The following is a 25,242-nucleotide window of genomic DNA, read 5'->3' on the forward strand; positions in this document are numbered from 1 at the left end:
GAGTGGGCTCTGTGTTTCTCGTTAACCTATACTCAATTGGTGGGATCATAGGAGATGGATTTTAGCTATGTATAAAGACGTGATTAAGTTTTGGTTTGAAGACATTAACCCAGCCAAGTGGTGGATTAAAGATAGCGAGTTTGATCAGACAATTTTAACTCGTTTTAGTGAATTGCATCAGCGTGCTGTTGCGGGGGAATTATTCCATTGGCGTCGCAGTGCTGAAGGGCGGTTAGCTGAAATTATCATTTTGGATCAGTTTTCGCGAAACATGTTTCGTGATACACCGCGCGCATTTGTGTATGACAGTATGGCGTTAGTACTTGCTCAGGAGGCGATAGCTTTTGGTGCGGATAAAGAACTCTCGCAGTTGCAATGTAGTTTTCTGTATTTACCTTTTATGCACAGCGAATCTGCCATAATCCATCAACAAGCGGTATTTTTATATCAAGGTAATGATATTCAAACTAACCTTGATTTTGAATTGCAACATCAAGCGATTATCGAACAGTTTGGCCGTTATCCGCACCGTAATACTATTTTAGGTCGAAAATCGACAGTCGAAGAACGGGCGTTTCTCGATACGCCTGGCTCAAGTTTCTAGTTTCTAGGTCTAGTAGGCAAAGATACTTAATATCTGCTGCACTTGTGTGGATACCTGTTGTTGTGCTGATTGAGTTTTATGGCGGGTATCTTCACTGTGATTCTTCAGCGCGGTTCTTGCTTTACGTTATCGAGCAGTTGATTAAAGTGCAGGGAGATTAACCATTATATCTACCATTATATGGCGCCGTATTTGGTGATGAACGGGGATTGTGTTCCTTATAAAGATGGTTATTGCCATTATGCACTAGTTAAAAGTCTTAAAATAGCGCTTTTTGCACGTTTTTTAGTCGAATTCAATAAAATAGTCATCAATTTTAGTAAAACACTTGCCAATGAACCCCCGATCTCTATAATCAACCCCACTGACACGGCAACAGCCGCTCAGTATGCTCTTTAACAATTTATTCAAGCAATCTGTGTGAGCACTTGCAGAGATATAATGACCAAATATTATATCAATGTAATTGTGAACATAAACTTAAATCGAAAGATTTATAGTTTTATAAACAATAGAACTTCGGTTTTATTGTTGAAGTACAGAATTCATTGAGCCGACTTAATTGCTTAGGCAATTAGTCAAAAACTTTTAATTGAAGAGTTTGATCATGGCTCAGATTGAACGCTGGCGGTAGGCTTAACACATGCAAGTCGAGCGGAAACGAAGAATAGCTTGCTATTCTGGCGTCGAGCGGCGGACGGGTGAGTAATGCTTGGGAATCTGCCTAGTCGAGGGGGACAACAGTTGGAAACGACTGCTAATACCGCATACGACCTACGGGTGAAAGGGGGCCTCTTCTTGAAAGCTCTCGCGACTAGATGAGCCCAAGTGGGATTAGCTTGTTGGTGAGGTAAGAGCTCACCAAGGCGACGATCCCTAGCTGGTCTGAGAGGATGATCAGCCACACTGGAACTGAGACACGGTCCAGACTCCTACGGGAGGCAGCAGTGGGGAATATTGCACAATGGAGGAAACTCTGATGCAGCCATACCGCGTGTATGAAGAAGGCCTTAGGGTTGTAAAGTACTTTCAGCGAGGAGGAAAGGTGGTGACTTAATACGTTATCACTGTGACGTTACTCGCAGAAGAAGCACCGGCTAACTCCGTGCCAGCAGCCGCGGTAATACGGAGGGTGCGAGCGTTAATCGGAATTACTGGGCGTAAAGCGCATGCAGGCGGTTTGTTAAGCGAGATGTGAAAGCCCCGGGCTCAACCTGGGAACTGCATTTCGAACTGGCAAACTAGAGTTCTTGAGAGGGTGGTAGAATTTCAGGTGTAGCGGTGAAATGCGTAGAGATCTGAAGGAATACCAGTGGCGAAGGCGGCCACCTGGCAAGTAACTGACGCTCAGATGCGAAAGCGTGGGTAGCAAACGGGATTAGATACCCCGGTAGTCCACGCCGTAAACGATGTCTACTCGGAGTTTGGTTCCTTGAGAACTGGGCTCTTAAGCTAACGCATTAAGTAGACCGCCTGGGGAGTACGGCCGCAAGGTTAAAACTCAAATGAATTGACGGGGGCCCGCACAAGCGGTGGAGCATGTGGTTTAATTCGATGCAACGCGAAGAACCTTACCTACTCTTGACATCCATAGAACTTTCCAGAGATGGATTGGTGCCTTCGGGAACTATGAGACAGGTGCTGCATGGCTGTCGTCAGCTCGTGTTGTGAAATGTTGGGTTAAGTCCCGCAACGAGCGCAACCCTTATCCTTATTTGCCAGCACGTAATGGTGGGAACTCTAAGGAGACTGCCGGTGATAAACCGGAGGAAGGTGGGGACGACGTCAAGTCATCATGGCCCTTACGAGTAGGGCTACACACGTGCTACAATGGCGCATACAAAGGGCTGCAAACCAGCAATGGTAAGCGAATCCCACAAAGTGCGTCGTAGTCCGGATTGGGGTCTGCAACTCGACCCCATGAAGTCGGAATCGCTAGTAATCGTGAATCAGAATGTCACGGTGAATACGTTCCCGGGCCTTGTACACACCGCCCGTCACACCATGGGAGTGGGCTGCACCAGAAGTCATTAGCTTAACCTTCGGGAGGGCGATGACCACGGTGTGGTTCATGACTGGGGTGAAGTCGTAACAAGGTAGCCCTAGGGGAACCTGGGGCTGGATCACCTCCTTACGTAAAGTTGTTAATTTTTGTAAGTGCCCACACAAATTGCTTGAATAGAAAGTTGAAAAGTATGTCTTACTCATCGTAAGACGCGAGAAAGCAAAGATAAACAATACAATGTTTATCTTTGCTTTTTAGCAAATTGCTCTTTAAAAATTTGGAAAGCTGAATAAATAAAGAAGTTCTTAAAACACGTTATTGCTTTGGCAATAACAATAGAGTGTTCTTGAGTATTCTTGAGGCGAAAAAAACTAGATAATACCTAGTTATTTCAATTGTACGGTCGACTTTAGATTGTATGGTTAAGTGACTAAGCGTATACGGTGGATGCCTAGGCAGTCAGAGGCGATGAAGGACGTGTTAATCTGCGTTAAGCTGTGGGGAGTTGATAAAAAGCATTGATCCACAGATGTCCGAATGGGGGAACCCACCTTACTTTGTAAGGTATCGTAACGTGAATACATAGCGTTACGAAGCGAACCGGGAGAACTGAAACATCTAAGTACCCCGAGGAAAAGAAATCAATAGAGATACCCTTAGTAGCGGCGAGCGAACGGGGTCTAGCCCTTAAGCAGTTTGGAAGTTAATGGAAGGCTCTGGAAAGTGCCACGATACAGGGTGATAGTCCCGTACATGAAAACGACCTTATTGTGAAATCGAGTAGGACGGCACACGTGATATGCTGTTTGAATATGGGAGGACCATCTTCCAAGGCTAAATACTACTGACTGACCGATAGTGAACCAGTACCGTGAGGGAAAGGCGAAAAGAACCCCTGTGAGGGGAGTGAAATAGAACCTGAAACCGTATACGTACAAGCAGTGGGAGCCTACTTTGTTGGGTGACTGCGTACCTTTTGTATAATGGGTCAACGACTTAATTTCAGTAGCAAGGTTAAGCGAATAGCGGAGCCGTAGGGAAACCGAGTGTTAACTGCGCGAATAGTTGCTGGGATTAGACCCGAAACCCGGTGATCTAGCCATGGGCAGGTTGAAGGTTGAGTAACATCAACTGGAGGACCGAACCGACTAATGTTGAAAAATTAGCGGATGACTTGTGGCTGGGGGTGAAAGGCCAATCAAACCGGGAGATAGCTGGTTCTCCTCGAAAGCTATTTAGGTAGCGCCTCGCGTCTAACTATTGGGGGTAGAGCACTGTTAAGGCTAGGGGGTCATCCCGACTTACCAACCCTTTGCAAACTCCGAATACCAATAAGTTCAATCGCGGGAGACACACGGCGGGTGCTAACGTCCGTCGTGGAAAGGGAAACAACCCAGACCGTCAGCTAAGGTCCCAAAGTGTATGTTAAGTGGGAAACGATGTGGAAAGGCTCAGACAGCCAGGAAGTTGGCTTAGAAGCAGCCATCTTTTAAAGAAAGCGTAATAGCTCACTGGTCGAGTCGGTCTGCGCGGAAGATTTAACGGGGCTAAACATACCACCGAAGCTACGGATGCAAAGACGTGTTCTTTGCATGGTAGAGGAGCGTTCTGTAAGCCGTCGAAGGTGAGTTGAGAAGCTTGCTGGAGGTATCAGAAGTGCGAATGTTGACATGAGTAACGATAATGGGGGTGAAAAACCTCCACGCCGAAAGACCAAGGGTTCCTGTCCAACGTTAATCGGGGCAGGGTGAGTCGACTCCTAAGGCGAGGCCGAAAGGCGTAGTCGATGGAAAACTGGTTAATATTCCAGTACTCGCTTATATTGCGATGGGGTGACGGAGAAGGTTAGGCTAGCATGGCGATGGTTGTCCATGTTTAAGGTTGTAGGCTGTGTGCTTAGGTAAATCCGGGCGCACTTAAGGCTGAGGACTGATGACGAGTCTCTACGGAGATGAAGTAGTTGATACCCGGCTTCCAGGAAAAACCTCTAAGCTTCAGATATAAGAGAATCGTACCCCAAACCGACACAGGTGGTTAGGTAGAGAATACTAAGGCGCTTGAGAGAACTCGGGTGAAGGAACTAGGCAAAATGGTACCGTAACTTCGGGAGAAGGTACGCCAATGATGGTGAAGGACTTGCTCCGTAAGCTATTGTTGGTCGCAGAGAAATGGTGGCTGCAACTGTTTATTAAAAACACAGCACTGTGCAAAATCGCAAGATGACGTATACGGTGTGACGCCTGCCCGGTGCCGGAAGGTTAATTGATTGGGTTAGACTTAGGTCGAAGCTCATGATCGAAGCCCCGGTAAACGGCGGCCGTAACTATAACGGTCCTAAGGTAGCGAAATTCCTTGTCGGGTAAGTTCCGACCTGCACGAATGGCGTAATGATGGCCACGCTGTCTCCACCCGAGACTCAGTGAAATTGAAATCGCTGTTAAGATGCAGTGTACCCGCGGCTAGACGGAAAGACCCCGTGAACCTTTACTATAGCTTGGCACTGAACATTGAACCTACATGTGTAGGATAGGTGGGAGACTTTGAAGCATTGTCGCTAGATGATGTGGAGTCGACCTTGAAATACCACCCTTGTACGTTTGATGTTCTAACGTAGGCCCCTTATCGGGGTTGCGGACAGTGTCTGGTGGGTAGTTTGACTGGGGCGGTCTCCTCCCAAAGAGTAACGGAGGAGCACGAAGGTTGGCTAAACATGGTTGGACATCATGTGGTTAGTGCAAAGGCATAAGCCAGCTTAACTGCGAGACAGACACGTCGAGCAGGTACGAAAGTAGGTCTTAGTGATCCGGTGGTTCTGAATGGAAGGGCCATCGCTCAACGGATAAAAGGTACTCCGGGGATAACAGGCTGATACCGCCCAAGAGTTCATATCGACGGCGGTGTTTGGCACCTCGATGTCGGCTCATCACATCCTGGGGCTGAAGTTGGTCCCAAGGGTATGGCTGTTCGCCATTTAAAGTGGTACGCGAGCTGGGTTTAGAACGTCGTGAGACAGTTCGGTCCCTATCTGCCGTGGGCGTTTGAGAATTGAGAGGAGCTGCTCCTAGTACGAGAGGACCGGAGTGGACGAACCACTGGTGTTCGGGTTGTCATGCCAATGGCATTGCCCGGTAGCTAAGTTCGGAACTGATAACCGCTGAAAGCATCTAAGCGGGAAGCAGGCCTCGAGATGAGTTCTCACTGGAGCTTTAAGCTCCCTGAAGGGCCGTTGGAGACTACAACGTTGATAGGCAAGGTGTGTAAGTGCTGTGAGGCATTGAGCTAACTTGTACTAATTACCCGTGAGGCTTAACCATACAAATTAAAGTATGATTAATTGAAATTTTGACTTAAGAATAGATTGAACGCACTATTTATCGCAAGATAGGTTTTAAAGACTTCTTTATTTATAGCTTTTCAGATTAACAATAGAAATTAATTTTCTTATAGAAAGCAAACCAGATTTGCTTGGTGACCATAGTGTTGCGGCCCCACCTGATCCCATCCCGAACTCAGAAGTGAAACGTAATAACGCCGATGGTAGTGTGGGGTCTCCCCATGTGAGAGTAGGGCATTGCCAAGCGCCAAATTAGAGAAAGCCGACATCATTACTGATGTCGGCTTTTTTGTGTCTGTAATTTATGGCTACAGGATTATACCAATTCCTTTTTTCGTAACCAACACCATACTTGCTCAATTGGATTTAATTCTGGTGAGTACGGGGGAATATGGATAATAGTTAGATTTTCAAATTCATTATCTAAATGTTGTTGATGCCAACTTGTTTGATCCATTATGACCACTGCGTGTTTACCTGGCTGCGTTGATGGTGAAATTAATTTGAGATGCTCATGCATATATTCCATATTACTGAATGGGGTTATCATGGCTTCTATTTTTCCGTTATTCACGCAGACAGCACCAAAAAGGTAGGCATATCCAAAATTTTGGTGCTGGACAACACGAGGTCTTGCGCCTTTTTCAGCCAATATTCGAAAGGTTGTATTATACTGGCCAAATCGTGCTTCATCCTGAAACCAGATTTCAACGTTTTTTAAAGCCACATGCCCGGGGATCTTAAGGATCGTTTCCATTGGGGATTTTTTTAAAAGTATCTTGAGCTTCCAATGGCTGTCGGGGATGCTTTGAACGTGTCGTGATCCAACTTAAGTTCAGTTCATGCAGCAAGTGATAGGTATTGATTTTTTGGTAAAGCACATCAAATTCACTTATTGACACTGGTGCGACTGACTTTTAAGCAATTTTATATTTCAGTTCTGCTTTTACCATCAACAAAATGTGAGACCACAAGTAAGCGAATTCGCATTTTGGTATTCGATGTTGAAGCAATGATTTTAGAAAAATTATGTACCTTCTTTTGAGACGCATATTAGATCATAAAATTAAAGGGATGGGTATTATTGCTCGTGCTAAATTACAAGCACCGCTCTGGTGTGATGAAACCTGGCGATAGACAATAGAACCCCGCTGTAGGCAGTTTTTATGTATTTAAGGCCATTTTTATTATTTGTTATAACGAAATAGTGGCTAATTTTTACATTAAGCAGTGTTTCGCGACTCTTTTTTCGTGAGCGACCTCATTATTCACGGGTAAAGTGTATTTATTTTGCGTATTTGTGGCGTTATTGATAGGTCGCGACTAGACTAAATAACCTTGGTCGTTACTTTTGTTATTGAGGTCAGCACGCAGTGGTTGTGTCGGTGTATCGAATACGCTGGAATTATCATCGTTCGTATGAATCGTGATCATTAATGTGCGTGTTATTGCTGGTTTTTTCTGCGTTAAATATTAAATCAATATAAGTGCATAAAATGGATTGCCAATGTGATCTAAATCCCTATAATGCATCTCACTGACACGGCGAACGTCGTTCAGTAAGGTGTTAAAAAGCAACTTCGGTTACTTTTTAAACGTCCTGAATAAAGCATGAATATGTGCTTGACTTCGAATTTGGTTTGCGTATAATACGCAGCCTGACTACGACGCAAGGCGTCAAGGTCAACGCTCTTTAACAATTTATTCAAGCAATCTGTGTGAGCACTTGCAGAGATATAATGACCAAATATTATATCAATGTAATTGTGAACATAAACTTAAATCGAAAGATGGTAGTTTTATAAACAATAGAATTTCGGTTTTATTGTTGAAGTACAGAATTCATTGAGCCGACTTAATTGCTTAGGCAATTAGTCAAAAACTTTTAATTGAAGAGTTTGATCATGGCTCAGATTGAACGCTGGCGGTAGGCTTAACACATGCAAGTCGAGCGGAAACGAAGAATAGCTTGCTATTCTGGCGTCGAGCGGCGGACGGGTGAGTAATGCTTGGGAATCTGCCTAGTCGAGGGGGACAACAGTTGGAAACGACTGCTAATACCGCATACGACCTACGGGTGAAAGGGGGCCTCTTCTTGAAAGCTCTCGCGACTAGATGAGCCCAAGTGGGATTAGCTTGTTGGTGAGGTAAGAGCTCACCAAGGCGACGATCCCTAGCTGGTCTGAGAGGATGATCAGCCACACTGGAACTGAGACACGGTCCAGACTCCTACGGGAGGCAGCAGTGGGGAATATTGCACAATGGAGGAAACTCTGATGCAGCCATACCGCGTGTATGAAGAAGGCCTTAGGGTTGTAAAGTACTTTCAGCGAGGAGGAAAGGTGGTGACTTAATACGTTATCACTGTGACGTTACTCGCAGAAGAAGCACCGGCTAACTCCGTGCCAGCAGCCGCGGTAATACGGAGGGTGCGAGCGTTAATCGGAATTACTGGGCGTAAAGCGCATGCAGGCGGTTTGTTAAGCGAGATGTGAAAGCCCCGGGCTCAACCTGGGAACTGCATTTCGAACTGGCAAACTAGAGTTCTTGAGAGGGTGGTAGAATTTCAGGTGTAGCGGTGAAATGCGTAGAGATCTGAAGGAATACCAGTGGCGAAGGCGGCCACCTGGCAAGTAACTGACGCTCAGATGCGAAAGCGTGGGTAGCAAACGGGATTAGATACCCCGGTAGTCCACGCCGTAAACGATGTCTACTCGGAGTTTGGTTCCTTGAGAACTGGGCTCTTAAGCTAACGCATTAAGTAGACCGCCTGGGGAGTACGGCCGCAAGGTTAAAACTCAAATGAATTGACGGGGGCCCGCACAAGCGGTGGAGCATGTGGTTTAATTCGATGCAACGCGAAGAACCTTACCTACTCTTGACATCCATAGAACTTTCCAGAGATGGATTGGTGCCTTCGGGAACTATGAGACAGGTGCTGCATGGCTGTCGTCAGCTCGTGTTGTGAAATGTTGGGTTAAGTCCCGCAACGAGCGCAACCCTTATCCTTATTTGCCAGCACGTAATGGTGGGAACTCTAAGGAGACTGCCGGTGATAAACCGGAGGAAGGTGGGGACGACGTCAAGTCATCATGGCCCTTACGAGTAGGGCTACACACGTGCTACAATGGCGCATACAAAGGGCTGCAAACCAGCAATGGTAAGCGAATCCCACAAAGTGCGTCGTAGTCCGGATTGGGGTCTGCAACTCGACCCCATGAAGTCGGAATCGCTAGTAATCGTGAATCAGAATGTCACGGTGAATACGTTCCCGGGCCTTGTACACACCGCCCGTCACACCATGGGAGTGGGCTGCACCAGAAGTCATTAGCTTAACCTTCGGGAGGGCGATGACCACGGTGTGGTTCATGACTGGGGTGAAGTCGTAACAAGGTAGCCCTAGGGGAACCTGGGGCTGGATCACCTCCTTACGTAAAGTTGTTAATTTTTGTAAGTGCCCACACAAATTGCTTGAATAGAAAGTTGAAAAGCATGTAAGAAATGCGATAGGACTGTAGCTCAGTTGGTTAGAGCGCGCCCCTGATAAGGGTGAGGTCGGTAGTTCAAATCTACTCAGTCCTACCAATCTTCTTACGAACTCTATGATGTGGGGCTATAGCTCAGCTGGGAGAGCGCCTGCCTTGCACGCAGGAGGTCTGCGGTTCGATCCCGCATAGCTCCACCACATCATGTTCTCAGGAAGAGACCAAAGTTAAATCTGCTTATGAATAGCAAACGAATTAACTTTGGTTTTTTTAACTCTAAAATTCAGAGTTAGAGACGAAAACTTTGCTTTTTAGCAAATTGCTCTTTAAAAATTTGGAAAGCTGAATAAATAAAGAAGTTCTTAAAACACGTTATTGCTTTGGCAATAACAATAGAGTGTTCTTGAGTATTCTTGAGGCGAAAAAAACTAGATAATACCTAGTTATTTCAATTGTACGGTCGACTTTAGATTGTATGGTTAAGTGACTAAGCGTATACGGTGGATGCCTAGGCAGTCAGAGGCGATGAAGGACGTGTTAATCTGCGTTAAGCTGTGGGGAGTTGATAAAAAGCATTGATCCACAGATGTCCGAATGGGGGAACCCACCTTACTTTGTAAGGTATCGTAACGTGAATACATAGCGTTACGAAGCGAACCGGGAGAACTGAAACATCTAAGTACCCCGAGGAAAAGAAATCAATAGAGATACCCTTAGTAGCGGCGAGCGAACGGGGTCTAGCCCTTAAGCAGTTTGGAAGTTAATGGAAGGCTCTGGAAAGTGCCACGATACAGGGTGATAGTCCCGTACATGAAAACGACCTTATTGTGAAATCGAGTAGGACGGCACACGTGATATGCTGTTTGAATATGGGAGGACCATCTTCCAAGGCTAAATACTACTGACTGACCGATAGTGAACCAGTACCGTGAGGGAAAGGCGAAAAGAACCCCTGTGAGGGGAGTGAAATAGAACCTGAAACCGTATACGTACAAGCAGTGGGAGCCTACTTTGTTGGGTGACTGCGTACCTTTTGTATAATGGGTCAACGACTTAATTTCAGTAGCAAGGTTAAGCGAATAGCGGAGCCGTAGGGAAACCGAGTGTTAACTGCGCGAATAGTTGCTGGGATTAGACCCGAAACCCGGTGATCTAGCCATGGGCAGGTTGAAGGTTGAGTAACATCAACTGGAGGACCGAACCGACTAATGTTGAAAAATTAGCGGATGACTTGTGGCTGGGGGTGAAAGGCCAATCAAACCGGGAGATAGCTGGTTCTCCTCGAAAGCTATTTAGGTAGCGCCTCGCGTCTAACTATTGGGGGTAGAGCACTGTTAAGGCTAGGGGGTCATCCCGACTTACCAACCCTTTGCAAACTCCGAATACCAATAAGTTCAATCGCGGGAGACACACGGCGGGTGCTAACGTCCGTCGTGGAAAGGGAAACAACCCAGACCGTCAGCTAAGGTCCCAAAGTGTATGTTAAGTGGGAAACGATGTGGAAAGGCTCAGACAGCCAGGAAGTTGGCTTAGAAGCAGCCATCTTTTAAAGAAAGCGTAATAGCTCACTGGTCGAGTCGGTCTGCGCGGAAGATTTAACGGGGCTAAACATACCACCGAAGCTACGGATGCAAAGACGTGTTCTTTGCATGGTAGAGGAGCGTTCTGTAAGCCGTCGAAGGTGAGTTGAGAAGCTTGCTGGAGGTATCAGAAGTGCGAATGTTGACATGAGTAACGATAATGGGGGTGAAAAACCTCCACGCCGAAAGACCAAGGGTTCCTGTCCAACGTTAATCGGGGCAGGGTGAGTCGACTCCTAAGGCGAGGCCGAAAGGCGTAGTCGATGGAAAACAGGTTAATATTCCTGTACTCACTTATATTGCGATGGGGTGACGGAGAAGGTTAGGCTAGCATGGCGATGGTTGTCCATGTTTAAGGTTGTAGGCTGTGTGCTTAGGTAAATCCGGGCGCACTTAAGGCTGAGGACTGATGACGAGTCTCTACGGAGATGAAGTAGTTGATACCCGGCTTCCAGGAAAAACCTCTAAGCTTCAGATATAAGAGAATCGTACCCCAAACCGACACAGGTGGTTAGGTAGAGAATACTAAGGCGCTTGAGAGAACTCGGGTGAAGGAACTAGGCAAAATGGTACCGTAACTTCGGGAGAAGGTACGCCAATGATGGTGAAGGACTTGCTCCGTAAGCTATTGTTGGTCGCAGAGAAATGGTGGCTGCAACTGTTTATTAAAAACACAGCACTGTGCAAAATCGCAAGATGACGTATACGGTGTGACGCCTGCCCGGTGCCGGAAGGTTAATTGATTGGGTTAGACTTAGGTCGAAGCTCATGATCGAAGCCCCGGTAAACGGCGGCCGTAACTATAACGGTCCTAAGGTAGCGAAATTCCTTGTCGGGTAAGTTCCGACCTGCACGAATGGCGTAATGATGGCCACGCTGTCTCCACCCGAGACTCAGTGAAATTGAAATCGCTGTTAAGATGCAGTGTACCCGCGGCTAGACGGAAAGACCCCGTGAACCTTTACTATAGCTTGGCACTGAACATTGAACCTACATGTGTAGGATAGGTGGGAGACTTTGAAGCATTGTCGCTAGATGATGTGGAGTCAACCTTGAAATACCACCCTTGTACGTTTGATGTTCTAACGTAGGCCCCTTATCGGGGTTGCGGACAGTGTCTGGTGGGTAGTTTGACTGGGGCGGTCTCCTCCCAAAGAGTAACGGAGGAGCACGAAGGTTGGCTAAACATGGTTGGACATCATGTGGTTAGTGCAAAGGCATAAGCCAGCTTAACTGCGAGACAGACACGTCGAGCAGGTACGAAAGTAGGTCTTAGTGATCCGGTGGTTCTGAATGGAAGGGCCATCGCTCAACGGATAAAAGGTACTCCGGGGATAACAGGCTGATACCGCCCAAGAGTTCATATCGACGGCGGTGTTTGGCACCTCGATGTCGGCTCATCACATCCTGGGGCTGAAGTTGGTCCCAAGGGTATGGCTGTTCGCCATTTAAAGTGGTACGCGAGCTGGGTTTAGAACGTCGTGAGACAGTTCGGTCCCTATCTGCCGTGGGCGTTTGAGAATTGAGAGGAGCTGCTCCTAGTACGAGAGGACCGGAGTGGACGAACCACTGGTGTTCGGGTTGTCATGCCAATGGCATTGCCCGGTAGCTAAGTTCGGAACTGATAACCGCTGAAAGCATCTAAGCGGGAAGCAGGCCTCGAGATGAGTTCTCACTGGAGCTTTAAGCTCCCTGAAGGGCCGTTGGAGACTACAACGTTGATAGGCAAGGTGTGTAAGTGCTGTGAGGCATTGAGCTAACTTGTACTAATTACCCGTGAGGCTTAACCATACAAATTAAAGTATGATTAATTGAAATATGACTTAAGAATACGATTGAACACGACTATTTATCGCAAGATAGGGTTTAAAGACTTCTTTATTTATAGCTTTTCAGATTAACAATAGAAATTAATTTTCTTATAGAAAGCAAACCAGATTTGCTTGGTGACCATAGTGTTGCGGCCCCACCTGATCCCATCCCGAACTCAGAAGTGAAACGTAATAACGCCGATGGTAGTGTGGGGTCTCCCCATGTGAGAGTAGGGCATTGCCAAGCGCCAAATTAGAGAAAGCCGACATCATTACTGATGTCGGTTTTTTTTGTGCCTGAAATTTGGGATGTACAGCAGCACAGATAAAATAGCCCTCTATTAGAACAAGATCAATAATCCCCCCCATTTATAGTTATTTTCTTGGTATTCGTTATTAATAATTGTTATGGTTAAATCTGTCGTTTACTTTCATTTGAAATCGTTTCGTAAGTAGCGTCGGCCATTTTTATCTAACTATAGCTTGTATTTTAGGAGTAATTAAATGACTACCTTGTATTTCATGCGCCATGCACAAAGTGAAGCGAATCTTGGTGATATCTTAGCATCGCAAATGGATTTTCCACTGACAGCGCAAGGACATAACGATGCTAAAGCCATTGCCAAAGAATTTCATCAGCAGCATAAAATTAACCAATTGATCGTATCTCCTCTGAGTCGTGCACAGCAAACCGCTGCGCCTTTTGCTGAATTATTTTCATTACCTGTTAATGATGAATCGCGTGTTATCGAGCAAGCACTCGGTAAGTATGCAGGTAAAACCTATGCAGAATTAGAGGATGAGCCAAACTATTGCCATGATCGCAGTCAGCGTTGGAGCTGGGTACCTGAAGAGGGTGGTGAATCATATGCAATGATTGTTGACCGACTACAGCCATTTTTTGCGGAACTATCTGTTGATGGTGATGATGCTATTTTAGTGATCAGCCATGCGGTGACTATGCGTATGATAAAGGCTATTTTAGCGAATATATTACCTGAGTATCCGCACGAAATTGCCCATAACGGTGAAGTTTGGAAGGTTGAATTTAAAGGTATTGGTCACGTACATGAGATCAAGTCACTGTTTTTTGGTAATAACAAAGAGCAGGTCAGTCGCGCTTAATACTGTAAATCCTCGCCCAAACAGGGCGAGGGAATCGTCGTATTATTTACTCTCTCACTTTGTCTAGTCTCTTTCCTTATTCATACTCACTTACCTATTGCAATACGCCTATTTTTCAGTGCAACTGATATTTAAGTTAAGACATTATTGATTCATTTAATATCAACCATGCATATGGACTTGTTTGAATTGTTTCGAACTCTTTCATTTAATTTGTTTTCGTAAATGAGTTGTTGATCAAAGAAAAATATATGTTGTTTGATAATATATCGGAAGTAACCGTAATCACTCGGAACTATTCGAAGGTTTTATTGTCAATAAGGCTCTATATATTATGAAAACTAAAAGTCAGAAATTATCTTTAATTACAGTATCTATATTAGCTGGACTGTCAGCATTTAATGCGAATGCTGAACTTGACCCAAGTGCCGCTATTAATGCGAGTGTAGCTGCTGTCGACTTATCAGATCTAGCTAAAAAAGCATTCTATGAGGATTCTTCTGTTAATTTACATTCTTTTTTGTATATTCGTGATCGAGAAAATAAGGTCGATGGTGAATATAAACCACAAATTGAAAACCAAACATTGCAGTTAGCACTCGATTATAATTCGGGTTACTTTAAAGATGTTATTGGTTTTGATCTTTGGACAAGTACTAACTTAAAGTTAGGTGATACGGTCGGTCAATCTGAAATCCTATTATATGATTATGACTGTAACGATGATGGTGCTGCTAATGATGCTTGTGAAAAAACCAATACTTCACTTAATGTCGCATCTGTTAAAGCTAAATTTGGCGATGAAGATGCCGGATTGGCGATGCGCGCAGGTTATACGCGTATTAATATCGGTACGATCCGTTCAAGTTGGGGGCTAAATCCTCATGCCTATCGTGGTGCTGAGGTGAAAGCTTCATTTGGTAAATTGCATTTTGGTTATGCATGGGCCGATCAGTTTAAAAATGATTGGTCAAGTAGCTTCAAGGATTTAACCACAAAATGGCATCAGGGTGAAGATAATATGTCTGGAGCGGAGAAAATTGAATTTATTCATACTGTTGGTGCTATTTATGAGTTAGATAAGGGTGTTATTGATGTTGGTTATGGTGAAGGTAAGGACTTCCGTAAAAACTGGCAAGTTTTAGTTAAATATGATGTTGCTCTAAGCCCAGCGACGACATTAAAAACGTCTGCGTTTTATCATGGAGGTAAATATATAGATGGTGATGTATCAGGAATAGAAAATGCATCGGCTGAAAGTTATGTGGGCTTGAATGCAGCGCTTAAAAAAGGCGGTTTTACAGCGAGTTTAGGTTACTCCCAAACAGATGCCCCCGATGCTAAAGACTATAATTTCCGCCTTACCGCTTGGGCTAACTCAGATCATCGTAATTTTTTACAAACGAAATCACAACTAGATGATTATACAGCCGATGGTACTAAAGCGATTAAATCGGGCTTAGATTATAACTTTTCAAGTTGGGGGATCCCTGAATTAAGTGCGGGAGTTAGTGCGAACTATGGCTGGAATGTAGTTACAGATGCTACGGCGGCTAAGGCTGATCGTACTTATGATGGCTCAATGTATTCGATTGATTATAATATTCGTTATAGCTTTTTGGACGGAGGTCTTAAAGGATTGAATATTAAATTCTACCCTGCTTATTTACGTACGAAAGATACAAATTATAAAGAAAGTCGTAATGATATGAAATTAATGTTCATTTATACTTATGGACTAAAATAGTCATTTGTATTCTTGACTACTACCGAGCTTCAGCGAGTTTAAGGATTAGCTGAAGTATCGGACTCGTTCTAATACTGGATAATTTCCATCCCTCCTTTCTGAAAGTGAATCCTAGTTTATTAACGCTATATTTTCAGTATCAACCTGATGAATTAGTTTTAGCTCTTATTACCATTTTACTTAACGATAAGCTTGACCCTATGGAATCAAAAAACCTCGCGAAGCAATATCCTGAACGAGTTAAAGAGATGAAAGCGGCGTTTTATCAGTGGATAAAAGCGAAGCCAAAACCACTGGCTTGGGGGGGTAAGTACCAAGTACTGACAGAATCAGCGAAACCTTAAATTAAATAATACGAATGGCGAAGTGACTCTACTGCGCCTTTTTTAGTTTTACCATTAGTTTTTCAACCGTCAACTTTCATTTTATAAGGAGAAATTGGTAATATGACCGTAAAAATAGTAGGAAAACCACGCCCAACGATTCCTTATGAACATCCAACATTAAGTATGCATTGGCACAATCTGAAGCAAAATGTGCAACGACAAATTATCAAGGGTGCACGGTATAGCCGACACGATGCAGCGCTGCAAGCGACATTTAGTAATGATGAGACTGGGTTAGCTTACCTTTGTGAACAACTTATGCGTTATGTTAGTGAGGCATTTGAGCATTATGCTGTGTGGGATTACAGCCACGCTTATTACCCAGGTCGACCGAGTCAGCAGTCAGCCCGCGTTGATGCGATGGAAGGTGTGAGTCGCGTATTACCAACTTTAGCTTCTTGGGTACATAATCGTCCAGTCCACGATAGCTGTATTCAGGGCTTGGACAATAAAGACATTGATGTGGCGGTGATCTTACGTCGTGCATTACTTGCTGGTACTAACCCGCTGCATAAGGGTTATTGGGGAGAGCTGAACGATTTTGATCAGCGTACTTGTGAAAGTGCCGACCTGGCATTAGCACTCTGGTTAAGTAAAAATGTGACCTGGGATCTGTTTACTTGCGCAGAGCAACAGCAAGTTATTCGCTGGTTTAAGCAAGTGAGTGCCGTTGAAACTGTAGATAATAATTGGCATTTATTTGCGCTAACGGTTGAGTTTGTGATCTTGTCATTAACCGGTGAAGATACTATTTCTCATGCTAAATTCGAGCGTATTAAAGAATTTCATGTTGGGGGGGGCTGGTTCCGTGACGGTGCCAAAGGAAATTATGATTTTTATAATGCTTGGGGTTTTCATTATTCCTTGTATTGGCTGCAGCAAATTATTCCTGATTATGATAGTGAATTTATCACTCAAACATTAGCGCAATTTAGTAATAGCTATCGCTATTTCTTCACCCCGGATGGTTTACCGTTATTTGGTCGCAGTGCTTGTTATCGCTTAGCAGCTGCGGCACCATTATTGGCTGCAGTGGATAGTCATGCTGGTGAAATACAAGTTGGTGAAGCAAAGCGCGCATTTGCAACGAACTTAAAATACTTTATTAGCCAAGGTGCAATGCGAAATGGGGCACCGACCCAAGGATTATTCGCTGATGATGCGCGTTTGATGGATAATTACAGTGGTCCAGCTAGCAGTTTCTGGTCGTTACGTGCACTGAATATTGCCTTTTATTGTGGTGATCGTATCGGACTGTGGGATGCGAAAGAAACACCGTTAATGGTAGAGCAAGGTGATTTTGAGCTGAATATTAAAGAGATCAATGCCAAGATTATCGGCGTCCAAGAGACGCAGGAAGTCGTGGTACTGTTTTTATCTGAGTATGTAATGGCGCAGACACCATTGACCCGTCGCTTAGAATCGCAGCGTTGGCAAGATAAAGTAATCGAAATGTTATTTGGTCGGGCCAGACGACCGAAAAATAACCTATTACGAAAAGGGGTGACTTGTTACAGCTCAAAAATGGCGCACTTATTTTAAGTGCTTATTTTTAGCCTAGGATTATAATTTTATTACTTTCATTGTTGTTAGCTGTTATTTTCATATTTAGCATTTACGTTTCAACTTTAAGAATTGCTTTCGTTACGTAAGAATAATCGTAACTGTTTTCATTTTTAAGCTATTTTTATACATTAAGTAGAGTATAATTTTACATAACTTGATTGGATGGACACACATCTATTTTCTCATATTTTTCTCGTTTTTTTTGAACTATATGAATAAATTGATCATCATATTACTTATTAAGTGATATTTTTATTTTTCGTAAATGTAAATGTAAATGTAAATGTAAATGTAAATATCGAAGCTATATGAAATAGATTGAAAGTTTGTGAAAGAGCTCAAAGGTTTTTGATATTGTTATTGCCCCTTTCGTTTTACGGTGTATTCTTCATGTGAAGCGAAACGAAAGGTTTTAATTAATTTTTAGTTTTGTTGGGAGACAAATTTTATGAAAAGTGCTGTCGAAAGGCGCATGGAAATCATCAATGTGGTTAACCGAGACGGTAAAGCCCGCGTTGAAGACCTTGCTGCACTATTTAATGTCTCTAGTGTCACTATTCGAAGTGACCTTAGTTTTTTGGAAAACAGTGGCTATGTGGTTCGTTCCCATGGTGCTGCCATTCCAAATACTGGGGTTGTTGCAGAGTTAACCGTGCATGAGAAACGTCGGCATAATCCCGACATTAAAACTCGGATTGGCCAAGCTGCAGCGAAACTTATTAGTAGCGGTGACACTATTATTCTAGATTCGGGAACTACTGCAAAAGAGATTGCCTCTAGCCTAAAATCAATTGGCAATGTAGTAGTTATGACCAATGGTCTGGATGTAGCGATGGAGTTAGCATCAGCACCTGGAATTGATGTGTTGATGCCCGGGGGTATTCTCCGTAAGAATGCACTTTCTTTTAGCGGCTCACAAGCAGAGCAAGGCCTGAAAAATTACTGTTTCGATAAGTTGTTTTTAGGGGTCGATGGTTTTGACTTACGTGCCGGAATAACTACACATAACGAACAAGAAGCAAGTCTTAATCGTTTGATGTGTGATATTTCTGAACAAGTGATTGCAGTTGCCGATTCCAGTAAGTTTGGTAAACGCAGTTGTCATATGATCCGCGAGTTCGGCAAAATTGATATATTAGTTACTGATTCAGGTATCCCGGATGAATATGTAGAAGGTCTCCGTGATATGAAAGTTGAAGTGATTATCGTCGAAAAAGAAAGTTGATCTCATAACTCCATAGCCACATTGCAGATGTTGACTGTGGAGTTATTTAATGAATACCCTTTTAAACTTAGTTAAGCGCCATAAAGCTGGCGAAAAAATCGGCATCTATTCTGTTTGTTCAGCACATTCTCTTGTCATTGAAGCAAGTTTAAAGCAAGCGCTGAGCGACAATTCTTTAGTGTTAATCGAAGCGACCTCTAATCAAGTTGATCAATTCGGCGGTTATACCGGGATGAAACCTGCTGATTTCCGTGAGTTCGTATTAAATAAAGCTGCAGAGCTTAACTTCCCTGCTGAAAAAATTATCCTTGGTGGTGACCATTTAGGTCCAAATCGCTGGCAAGGCCTTCCTGCTGAAGAAGCAATGGCAAACGCGGATGTGTTAATTGCCGCCTATGTTGAAGCTGGCTTCGAAAAAATTCACCTTGATTGCAGCATGTCTTGTGCTGATGATCCAATTCCACTTTCTGATGAAATTGTTGCTAGCCGTGCTGCACGTTTAGCTACTATCGCTGAAAAAACGGCTGTTAAAGCATTCGGTAAAAGTAATCTAGTCTATGTTGTCGGTACTGAAGTCCCGGTACCTGGCGGTGCGACTGAAGCGCTAAAAGAGTTAGACGTTACGTCACCCGCAGCGGCAAGAAAAACCATCGACTGTCATTATCAAGCATTTTCGGATGCGGGTGTTGCTAGCTGCTTGGACCGCATTGTTGGTCTTGTTGTTCAGCCAGGTGTAGAGTTTGATCACACCGGTGTTATCGACTACAACCGCGAAAAAGCGCAAGAGTTGAGTAAAGTTGTTGCTGATTATGACAATATGGTGTTTGAAGCCCATTCTACTGATTACCAAACTGATGCCGCGTATAAAGCCTTAGTTGAAGATCATTTTGCCATTCTAAAAGTTGGCCCTGCCTTAACATTCGCATTGCGTGAAGCATTATTTAGCTTATGTGCGATTGAAAACGAAATTTTTGCTCCAGAACAACGCTCTAATTTACGTGACGTGATTGAAGCTGAAATGCTTGCTGCACCAGCTTATTGGGAAAAATATTACCAAGGTACAGATGCACAACAAAGTTTTTCTCGTTGTTATAGCTTTAGCGACCGTATCCGTTATTACTGGCCAAATGCAAATATTATTGCAGCTCAAGCACAATTGTTCCGTAATTTGGAAGCAACTGGCATCGCTTTACCACTATTGAGCCAGTACTTGCCAGAACAATTCCGCGCCGTACGCGAAGGCCAAATCAGCGCCAAGCCTAAAGCATTGATTATCGATAAGATCCAACAAGTCATGCGCAGTTACGCAAAAGCCTGTATCTAAATTTGAATTAAAGGATAGAACAATGAGTAATTATTTAGGTTATAGCGTGGCAGAATTAGAGCAATTAAAAGGCTTCTGGACTGCGAAAGAGATCGAACAACAACCTGAATGCTGGCGTGAAACAAAAGCAATTTTAGAACAAAATAGCGCGATAATTAATGATTTTATGACACCGATTTTAGCGCATCGTGATTTACGTATTGTGTTAACAGGGGCGGGCACGTCAGCATTTGTTGGCCGTTCATTAAGCCCTATTTTAACGCAACAAACGCAGCGTCGCGTGGAAGCGGTATCAACGACAGATATCGTATCTAACCCATATCAATATTTTGCTGAAGATATACCTACACTGCTTGTTTCTTTTGCTCGTTCCGGTAACAGCCCTGAAAGTGTGGAAGCCGTGAATTTGGCCAATGAGTGTTTAAGCAACTGCTACCATCTTGTTTTGACTTGTAATAATGAAGGTCAGTTATATGTGGCAAGTAAAACCGATGACAAATCATTAGCGGTACTGATGCCAGCACAAACCAATGATAAATCGTTTGCAATGACTTCGAGTTTTTCTTCAATGATGCTGTCTGCTTTTTCGATATTAGGTATCGGCGAAAGAAAGATGAAAGATATCGAAAGTATTTGTAAGTATTCTGAGGCCCAGGTCAAAGAAATTAATAAATTTATCGGTACAATAGACAACACTGAAGTAAACAAGGTTATTTACTTAGGTAGCGGTGGTTTCAAAGGTATTGCAGAAGAGTCTGCATTGAAACTACTTGAATTAACGGCCGGTAAAGTGGTTATTAGTTTCGATTCTCCGCTGGGTTTTCGCCACGGACCAAAATCGATTGTCGATGATAAAACATTAATCTTTGTCTATATCTCGAATGACCCACAGACCCGTAAATATGATTTAGATTTATTAGCTGAATTACGCCGTGATGGTATTGCTAATAAAGTCATTGCAATAACAGCTCAACTTGATGATCAAGTGATTGCTGGTGATTACTGGCTGGCTGAAGATATGCAAGATGCAACGGATGCTGGATTGCTATTCTCTTACATCCTAGTTGCACAAATCTACGCATTCCATCTGTCAGTTAAGTTAGGCAATACACCTGATAACCCTTGTCCTACCGGTGAAGTTAACCGTGTGGTCCAAGGTGTAACGATTCATAAATTTAACAAATAAGTACAGGAATTTATTATGACATCTCCTAATATCGTTTGGACTCGCATTGATGAACGCCTACTACATGGCCAGATCCGCATTACCTGGGGTAAACACAGCGAAGCGAATCTAATTTTAGTTGCCAATGATGACGCTGCAGACGGTCCCAATGCGGCATTCATGCAAGCGGGTATGAAAGCCTCTGCGGGTGGTGAATACGCGGTGCGTTTCTTCTCAATCCAGAAAACCATTGATGTAATTGCCAAAGCATCAGCAAAACAAAAGATCTTTATCTTATGTAACAACCCAACTGATGTTGCTCGTTTGGTCGAAGGTGGTGTGCCAATCCTACATTGTAACGTGGGTAATATGCACTACCATGAAGGCAAGCGTAAATTAACGAAAACAGTATCAGTCGATGACAAAGATATTGAGGCATTTGAGCGCATCGTGAAGTGTGATGTGACTTGTACGATCCAAAATACGCCGGATCAAAAACCTATTGATATTCTATCCGTGATAACGGAAACCGCGTAATCGCATTTAGTATTTAACATAAATATTCAAAAAGGAAAATATGATGTTGTATGAAGCTTTACTGGTGGCAGTGTGGGCATTTTTATGTGGTATCGATAAATACGATATTGCATTAAATATTCACCGTCCACTTATCACCGGCCCTGTGGTTGGTTTTCTGATGGGAGACATGCAAACTGGTCTGATCGCCGGTGCAACGTTGGAACTTGCTTGGTTAGGTCTAGTGCCTAACGCCGGTGCTCAGCCACCAGATGTTACCCTGGGTACAATCGCAGCGGTAGGATTTGCTGTAATGACAAATCAGTCAGCGGCAGTGGCTATGGGTGTGGGTATGCCGATCGCCGTGTTAATGCAAATGTTAGTGATTGGTTTCTTTGCTGTTACATCATTTACGATGGGTAAAGCGGATCGTTACGCAGAAAGTGGCGATTCAGGCGGTATTGACCGTTTGTTACTGGGTACCTTGTTCGCCCGGGCAATGCTTTACGCTGTGGTTGCATTTGCTACCATTTACTTTGGTGAGCATGGTGCTAAATGGATTGATGAAAATGCCCCAACCGTACTACTAGAAGGTCTCGGTATTGGCGCGAAAATGGTACCTGCGATTGGTTTCGCGATGTTACTTAAAATGATGTGGTCAAAAGAAGTGGCCGGTGTGTTCTTTATTGGTTTCGTGATGACAACATACTTAGCATTACCAATCATGGCGGTCGCTATCATTGGTGCTTCAATTGCAGCTTTGTACTTCTTCTATAGCGGCAATAGTACAGCAAATAATGTAGATAATACGAAAGAGGATTTTGAAGATGGCATCTGATATCACAGTGAGCGGTAACTTTGTGGAGAAAAAAGCACGAAATCACGTCAATTTAATTGATGGTATCGATGCTTATGAAGATACTACGAAGAAAAACGTAATCACCAAGAAAGATCTTTGGCTATGTGCATTCCGTGGTTTATTAATGGAAGGTAACTTCAACTTTGAACGTATGCAAGCCGGTGGTTTTGTTTTTTCTATCGTTCCGGCACTGAAGAAAATTCATGGTAATGAACGTGATTTCGCTAAAGCACTGAAGAATCATTTACAGTTCTTTAATGCCAGTCCAAAACTCTTTACTTTCTTACTCGGTACCGCGATAGCGATGGAAGAAAATAAAGAGAAACCGTCCACGATTAACGTCATGAAAGTGGCTGGTATGGGACCTTCGGGTGGTATTGGTGACGCGATTGATCACATGACCTTAATGCCATTAACATTGGCGTTAGGTGCATCAATTGCACTGGAAGGCTCTATTGCAGGTCCTTTTGTATTCTTTTTCTTATACCAGTCAGTACATTTCGTGGTGTATTTTGGCTTGCTGTTTATGGGTTATAAAGCGGGTACCGCAGCCATGGTGAGCATGAGTGATACAACTGAAAAACTCGCAAAAGCGGCAAACATTATGGGCATCTTTGTGATTGGTGCGCTGTCGGCAACATTCATTAAAGTGCAGACAACCCTGGCGCTTGAATTAGGGGGTAAAGAGGTGGAATTACAAACGGCATTGTTCGACAAGATCATGCCAAATATTCTGCCACTGGTACTCGTATTCTTTATGTTGAAGATGGTGAAAGGCACAGGCTTCTGGTCTAAACCACCGGTACTTATCTTCGCAACGTTAGCGGCTGGTGTTGTTGGTCACGTTATCGGTATTCTGTAATATCTTGGGGAGAAGCTCGCTGCTCCCCATTTTAAGGGTTTGATTATGATTGGTATTGTAGTTTCAGGACACATTAACTTTGCATCCGGTGTTAAGTCTGCGGTAACCGCAATTGCGGGTGAACAAGCGCAAATGAAATTTGTTGATTTTGTTGAAACCATGTCAACAGACGATTTAGAAGCGGATTTACGTGCTGCCGCAGCAGAAGTAAATAGCGGTGAAGGTGTGTTATTCCTGACTGATATTCCGGGTGGTTCACCCTCTAATCGCGCGACAGCGATCATGATGGATACACCGTTAGTTGAAGTCATTGGTGGTGCGAATCTTCCTATGATCGTGAATGCGGCATTTGAACGTGATGACGTTGAATTAGCTGAACTCGTTGAGATCGTATTAGAGATTGGTCATGCCTGTATTAAAGATATGCGTAAAGAGTTTGAAGCGGCGATGACGCCAGCAGCAGAAGAATTTGATGACGAGGGTTTATAACATGCGTTTTGCGTTGGTAGCAGCTGAAGTTTATGCCCCGAACGGGATTGAATTAAATCAGGTTGTGGTAATCGAAAATGGCAAAATTGCTGAGATCTCAACAACAGTGCCAACGGATTGCGAGGTGATTAACTTAGCTGGACAAGCTTTGATGCCTGGCTTTGTTGATATCCACATTCATGGTCGCCATGGCCATGATGTGATGGATGCGACTGATGTGGCGTTAGACGGTATTGCTCAGGCGTTACCGTCGACAGGTGTTACCGCATGGGTTGGCACGACGGTAACTGCACCTTGGCAAGATATTATCACCGCTTTAACCAAAATGCGCAGTTACATCGCGGCCGGACAAACACAGGGTGCTGAATTGTTAGGTAGCTTTTTAGAAGGCCCTTACTTTACAGAACGTCATCGTGGTTCCCATCCGAGTCGATTACTAAAATCACCTGAACAGGGTGAATTAGAACAATTAAAAGCGGTTGCTGGTGAGTCATTATTACGTGTGGCGATCGCCCCTGAAGCGGATAATGCCATGGCGTCAATTAAGTGGTTAACCGCGAACAATATTCAAACGTCGGTCGCGCATACGAATGCCAATTTCGCACAGGTGACCGAAGCATTTGAACTCGGTGCTGACTGTGGTGTGCATTTGTTTAATGGCATGAGTGGGTTACATCACCGTGAACCCGGTTGTTGTGGGGCGGTACTTTATCATGACATGTTGGCTGAGCTGATTGCCGATGGTATCCATGTTAACCCGGTGATGATGCAACTTGCTTATCGCATGAAAGGGTATCAAAAGATTGCACTAATTACGGATTGTATGCGCGCAGGTGGTCTCGAAGATGGACCTTATCAATTGGGTGCTCAAATCGTTAATGTTAAAAATGGTGAAGCGCGTACTGATGATGGTTCATTAGCAGGCAGTACCTGTAGTTTAGATCAAGCAGTGCGTAATATGGTGTTCGCTTCAGGTGTTCCGGCATGGGAAGCGGTACAAATGGCGAGCGCAGTACCTGCCCATTACTTAGGCCTTGCCGACCGTATTGGCGCTATTGCAGTCGGGATGGATGCCAACCTCACCATTATGAATAATGAATTACAAGTGCAGGGTACCTTAATTAAAGGTCACTGGGCTTATCAAGGTTAAAGAGACGAG

Annotated in this window: 13 protein-coding genes, 2 tRNA genes, 6 rRNA genes and 1 pseudogene; 21 read left to right on the plus strand and 1 reads right to left on the minus strand. The window is 43.9% G+C overall.

Features of this window, described 5'->3' with window-relative positions:
* Nucleotides 1-67 precede the first annotated feature (67 nt).
* From MORIYA_RS16700 to rrf (MORIYA_RS16720), 4 genes are all read left to right on the plus strand, one after another.
* Nucleotides 68-604, plus strand: a complete 537-nt coding sequence (locus MORIYA_RS16700) for a DUF924 family protein (protein ID WP_112716985.1) — start codon at nt 68-70, stop codon at nt 602-604.
* Between the two features lie 589 nt (nt 605-1,193).
* Nucleotides 1,194-2,738 (plus strand): 16S ribosomal RNA (locus MORIYA_RS16710).
* Between the two features lie 291 nt (nt 2,739-3,029).
* Nucleotides 3,030-5,923: ribosomal RNA gene (locus tag MORIYA_RS16715) — 23S ribosomal RNA — on the plus strand.
* Between the two features lie 150 nt (nt 5,924-6,073).
* A 5S ribosomal RNA gene (gene rrf, locus MORIYA_RS16720) occupies nt 6,074-6,189 on the plus strand.
* A gap of 76 nt (nt 6,190-6,265) precedes the next feature.
* Here the strand turns inward: rrf (MORIYA_RS16720) and MORIYA_RS16725 are convergent.
* Nucleotides 6,266-6,836, minus strand: a pseudogene (locus MORIYA_RS16725) (IS630 family transposase); the annotation flags it as partial.
* A gap of 993 nt (nt 6,837-7,829) precedes the next feature.
* On the opposite strand from MORIYA_RS16725, the gene MORIYA_RS16735 reads away from it, so the two are divergent.
* The 17 genes from MORIYA_RS16735 to nagA all read left to right on the plus strand — a co-directional run bounded on the left by MORIYA_RS16735 (nt 7,830) and on the right by nagA (nt 25,233).
* Nucleotides 7,830-9,374: ribosomal RNA gene (locus tag MORIYA_RS16735) — 16S ribosomal RNA — on the plus strand.
* A gap of 77 nt (nt 9,375-9,451) precedes the next feature.
* Nucleotides 9,452-9,528: transfer RNA gene (locus MORIYA_RS16740), tRNA-Ile, on the plus strand.
* Between the two features lie 24 nt (nt 9,529-9,552).
* Nucleotides 9,553-9,628, plus strand: a tRNA-Ala gene (locus MORIYA_RS16745).
* A gap of 277 nt (nt 9,629-9,905) precedes the next feature.
* Nucleotides 9,906-12,799 (plus strand): 23S ribosomal RNA (locus MORIYA_RS16750).
* Nucleotides 12,800-12,950: 151 nt separating this feature from the next.
* Nucleotides 12,951-13,066: ribosomal RNA gene (gene rrf, locus MORIYA_RS16755) — 5S ribosomal RNA — on the plus strand.
* The 16S, 23S and 5S rRNA genes sit together here with 2 tRNA genes alongside, the layout of an rRNA operon.
* A gap of 257 nt (nt 13,067-13,323) precedes the next feature.
* Nucleotides 13,324-13,944, plus strand: a complete 621-nt coding sequence (locus tag MORIYA_RS16760; RefSeq protein ID WP_112716989.1) for a histidine phosphatase family protein — start codon at nt 13,324-13,326, stop codon at nt 13,942-13,944.
* 334 nt (nt 13,945-14,278) lie between these two features.
* Nucleotides 14,279-15,691 (plus strand): OprD family outer membrane porin, encoded by a 1,413-nt coding sequence (locus MORIYA_RS16765; RefSeq protein ID WP_112716991.1) that lies wholly within the window; start codon nt 14,279-14,281, stop codon nt 15,689-15,691.
* A gap of 200 nt (nt 15,692-15,891) precedes the next feature.
* Nucleotides 15,892-16,035 (plus strand): hypothetical protein, encoded by a 144-nt coding sequence (locus MORIYA_RS16770; RefSeq protein WP_197713399.1) that lies wholly within the window; start codon nt 15,892-15,894, stop codon nt 16,033-16,035.
* 102 nt (nt 16,036-16,137) lie between these two features.
* Nucleotides 16,138-17,619: a DUF2264 domain-containing protein gene (locus MORIYA_RS16775; RefSeq protein WP_112716993.1), complete on the plus strand. Its 1,482-nt coding sequence runs from the start codon at nt 16,138-16,140 to the stop codon at nt 17,617-17,619.
* A 472-nt stretch (nt 17,620-18,091) separates the two neighbouring features.
* Nucleotides 18,092-18,868 carry a transcriptional repressor AgaR gene (gene agaR / locus MORIYA_RS16780; RefSeq protein WP_112716995.1) on the plus strand — a complete coding sequence of 259 codons (777 nt, stop codon included), beginning with the start codon at nt 18,092-18,094 and terminating at the stop codon, nt 18,866-18,868.
* 49 nt (nt 18,869-18,917) lie between these two features.
* Nucleotides 18,918-20,192 (plus strand): tagatose-bisphosphate aldolase subunit KbaZ, encoded by a 1,275-nt coding sequence (gene kbaZ, locus MORIYA_RS16785; protein ID WP_112716997.1) that lies wholly within the window; start codon nt 18,918-18,920, stop codon nt 20,190-20,192.
* A 22-nt stretch (nt 20,193-20,214) separates the two neighbouring features.
* Nucleotides 20,215-21,378: an SIS domain-containing protein gene (locus MORIYA_RS16790; protein ID WP_112716999.1), complete on the plus strand. Its 1,164-nt coding sequence runs from the start codon at nt 20,215-20,217 to the stop codon at nt 21,376-21,378.
* A gap of 15 nt (nt 21,379-21,393) precedes the next feature.
* Complete coding sequence (locus MORIYA_RS16795; protein ID WP_112717001.1) at nt 21,394-21,894, plus strand: PTS sugar transporter subunit IIB; 501 nt, start codon at nt 21,394-21,396, stop codon at nt 21,892-21,894.
* Nucleotides 21,895-21,934: 40 nt separating this feature from the next.
* The gene (agaW, locus tag MORIYA_RS16800; RefSeq protein ID WP_232011655.1) at nt 21,935-22,711 is read left to right on the plus strand and encodes a PTS N-acetylgalactosamine transporter subunit IIC; all 777 of its coding nucleotides are present in this window, start codon (nt 21,935-21,937) and stop codon (nt 22,709-22,711) included.
* A complete protein-coding gene (locus tag MORIYA_RS16805; RefSeq protein WP_112717005.1) occupies nt 22,701-23,594 on the plus strand; it encodes a PTS system mannose/fructose/sorbose family transporter subunit IID in 894 nt (297 codons plus the stop codon). Before agaW ends, MORIYA_RS16805 begins: the two co-directional genes overlap by 11 nt.
* 45 nt (nt 23,595-23,639) lie before the next feature.
* The gene (gene agaF / locus MORIYA_RS16810) at nt 23,640-24,083 is read left to right on the plus strand and encodes a PTS galactosamine/N-acetylgalactosamine transporter subunit IIA (protein WP_112717007.1); all 444 of its coding nucleotides are present in this window, start codon (nt 23,640-23,642) and stop codon (nt 24,081-24,083) included.
* A 1-nt stretch (nt 24,084) separates the two neighbouring features.
* Complete coding sequence (gene nagA / locus MORIYA_RS16815) at nt 24,085-25,233, plus strand: N-acetylglucosamine-6-phosphate deacetylase (RefSeq protein WP_112717008.1); 1,149 nt, start codon at nt 24,085-24,087, stop codon at nt 25,231-25,233.
* The last annotated feature ends 9 nt before the right edge of the window (nt 25,234-25,242 follow it).

This window comes from Moritella yayanosii, assembly GCF_900465055.1.
Lineage (GTDB): Bacteria > Pseudomonadota > Gammaproteobacteria > Enterobacterales > Moritellaceae > Moritella > Moritella yayanosii.

Coding starts and splice junctions, on each gene's coding strand:
- MORIYA_RS16700 (WP_112716985.1), top strand. CDS start 68: ATGTATAAAGACGTGATTAAGTTTTGGTTTGAAGACATTAACCCAGCC.
- MORIYA_RS16760 (WP_112716989.1), top strand. CDS start 13,324: ATGACTACCTTGTATTTCATGCGCCATGCACAAAGTGAAGCGAATCTT.
- MORIYA_RS16765 (WP_112716991.1), top strand. CDS start 14,279: ATGAAAACTAAAAGTCAGAAATTATCTTTAATTACAGTATCTATATTA.
- MORIYA_RS16770 (WP_197713399.1), top strand. CDS start 15,892: ATGGAATCAAAAAACCTCGCGAAGCAATATCCTGAACGAGTTAAAGAG.
- MORIYA_RS16775 (WP_112716993.1), top strand. CDS start 16,138: ATGACCGTAAAAATAGTAGGAAAACCACGCCCAACGATTCCTTATGAA.
- agaR (WP_112716995.1), top strand. CDS start 18,092: ATGAAAAGTGCTGTCGAAAGGCGCATGGAAATCATCAATGTGGTTAAC.
- kbaZ (WP_112716997.1), top strand. CDS start 18,918: ATGAATACCCTTTTAAACTTAGTTAAGCGCCATAAAGCTGGCGAAAAA.
- MORIYA_RS16790 (WP_112716999.1), top strand. CDS start 20,215: ATGAGTAATTATTTAGGTTATAGCGTGGCAGAATTAGAGCAATTAAAA.
- MORIYA_RS16795 (WP_112717001.1), top strand. CDS start 21,394: ATGACATCTCCTAATATCGTTTGGACTCGCATTGATGAACGCCTACTA.
- agaW (WP_232011655.1), top strand. CDS start 21,935: ATGATGTTGTATGAAGCTTTACTGGTGGCAGTGTGGGCATTTTTATGT.
- MORIYA_RS16805 (WP_112717005.1), top strand. CDS start 22,701: ATGGCATCTGATATCACAGTGAGCGGTAACTTTGTGGAGAAAAAAGCA.
- agaF (WP_112717007.1), top strand. CDS start 23,640: ATGATTGGTATTGTAGTTTCAGGACACATTAACTTTGCATCCGGTGTT.
- nagA (WP_112717008.1), top strand. CDS start 24,085: ATGCGTTTTGCGTTGGTAGCAGCTGAAGTTTATGCCCCGAACGGGATT.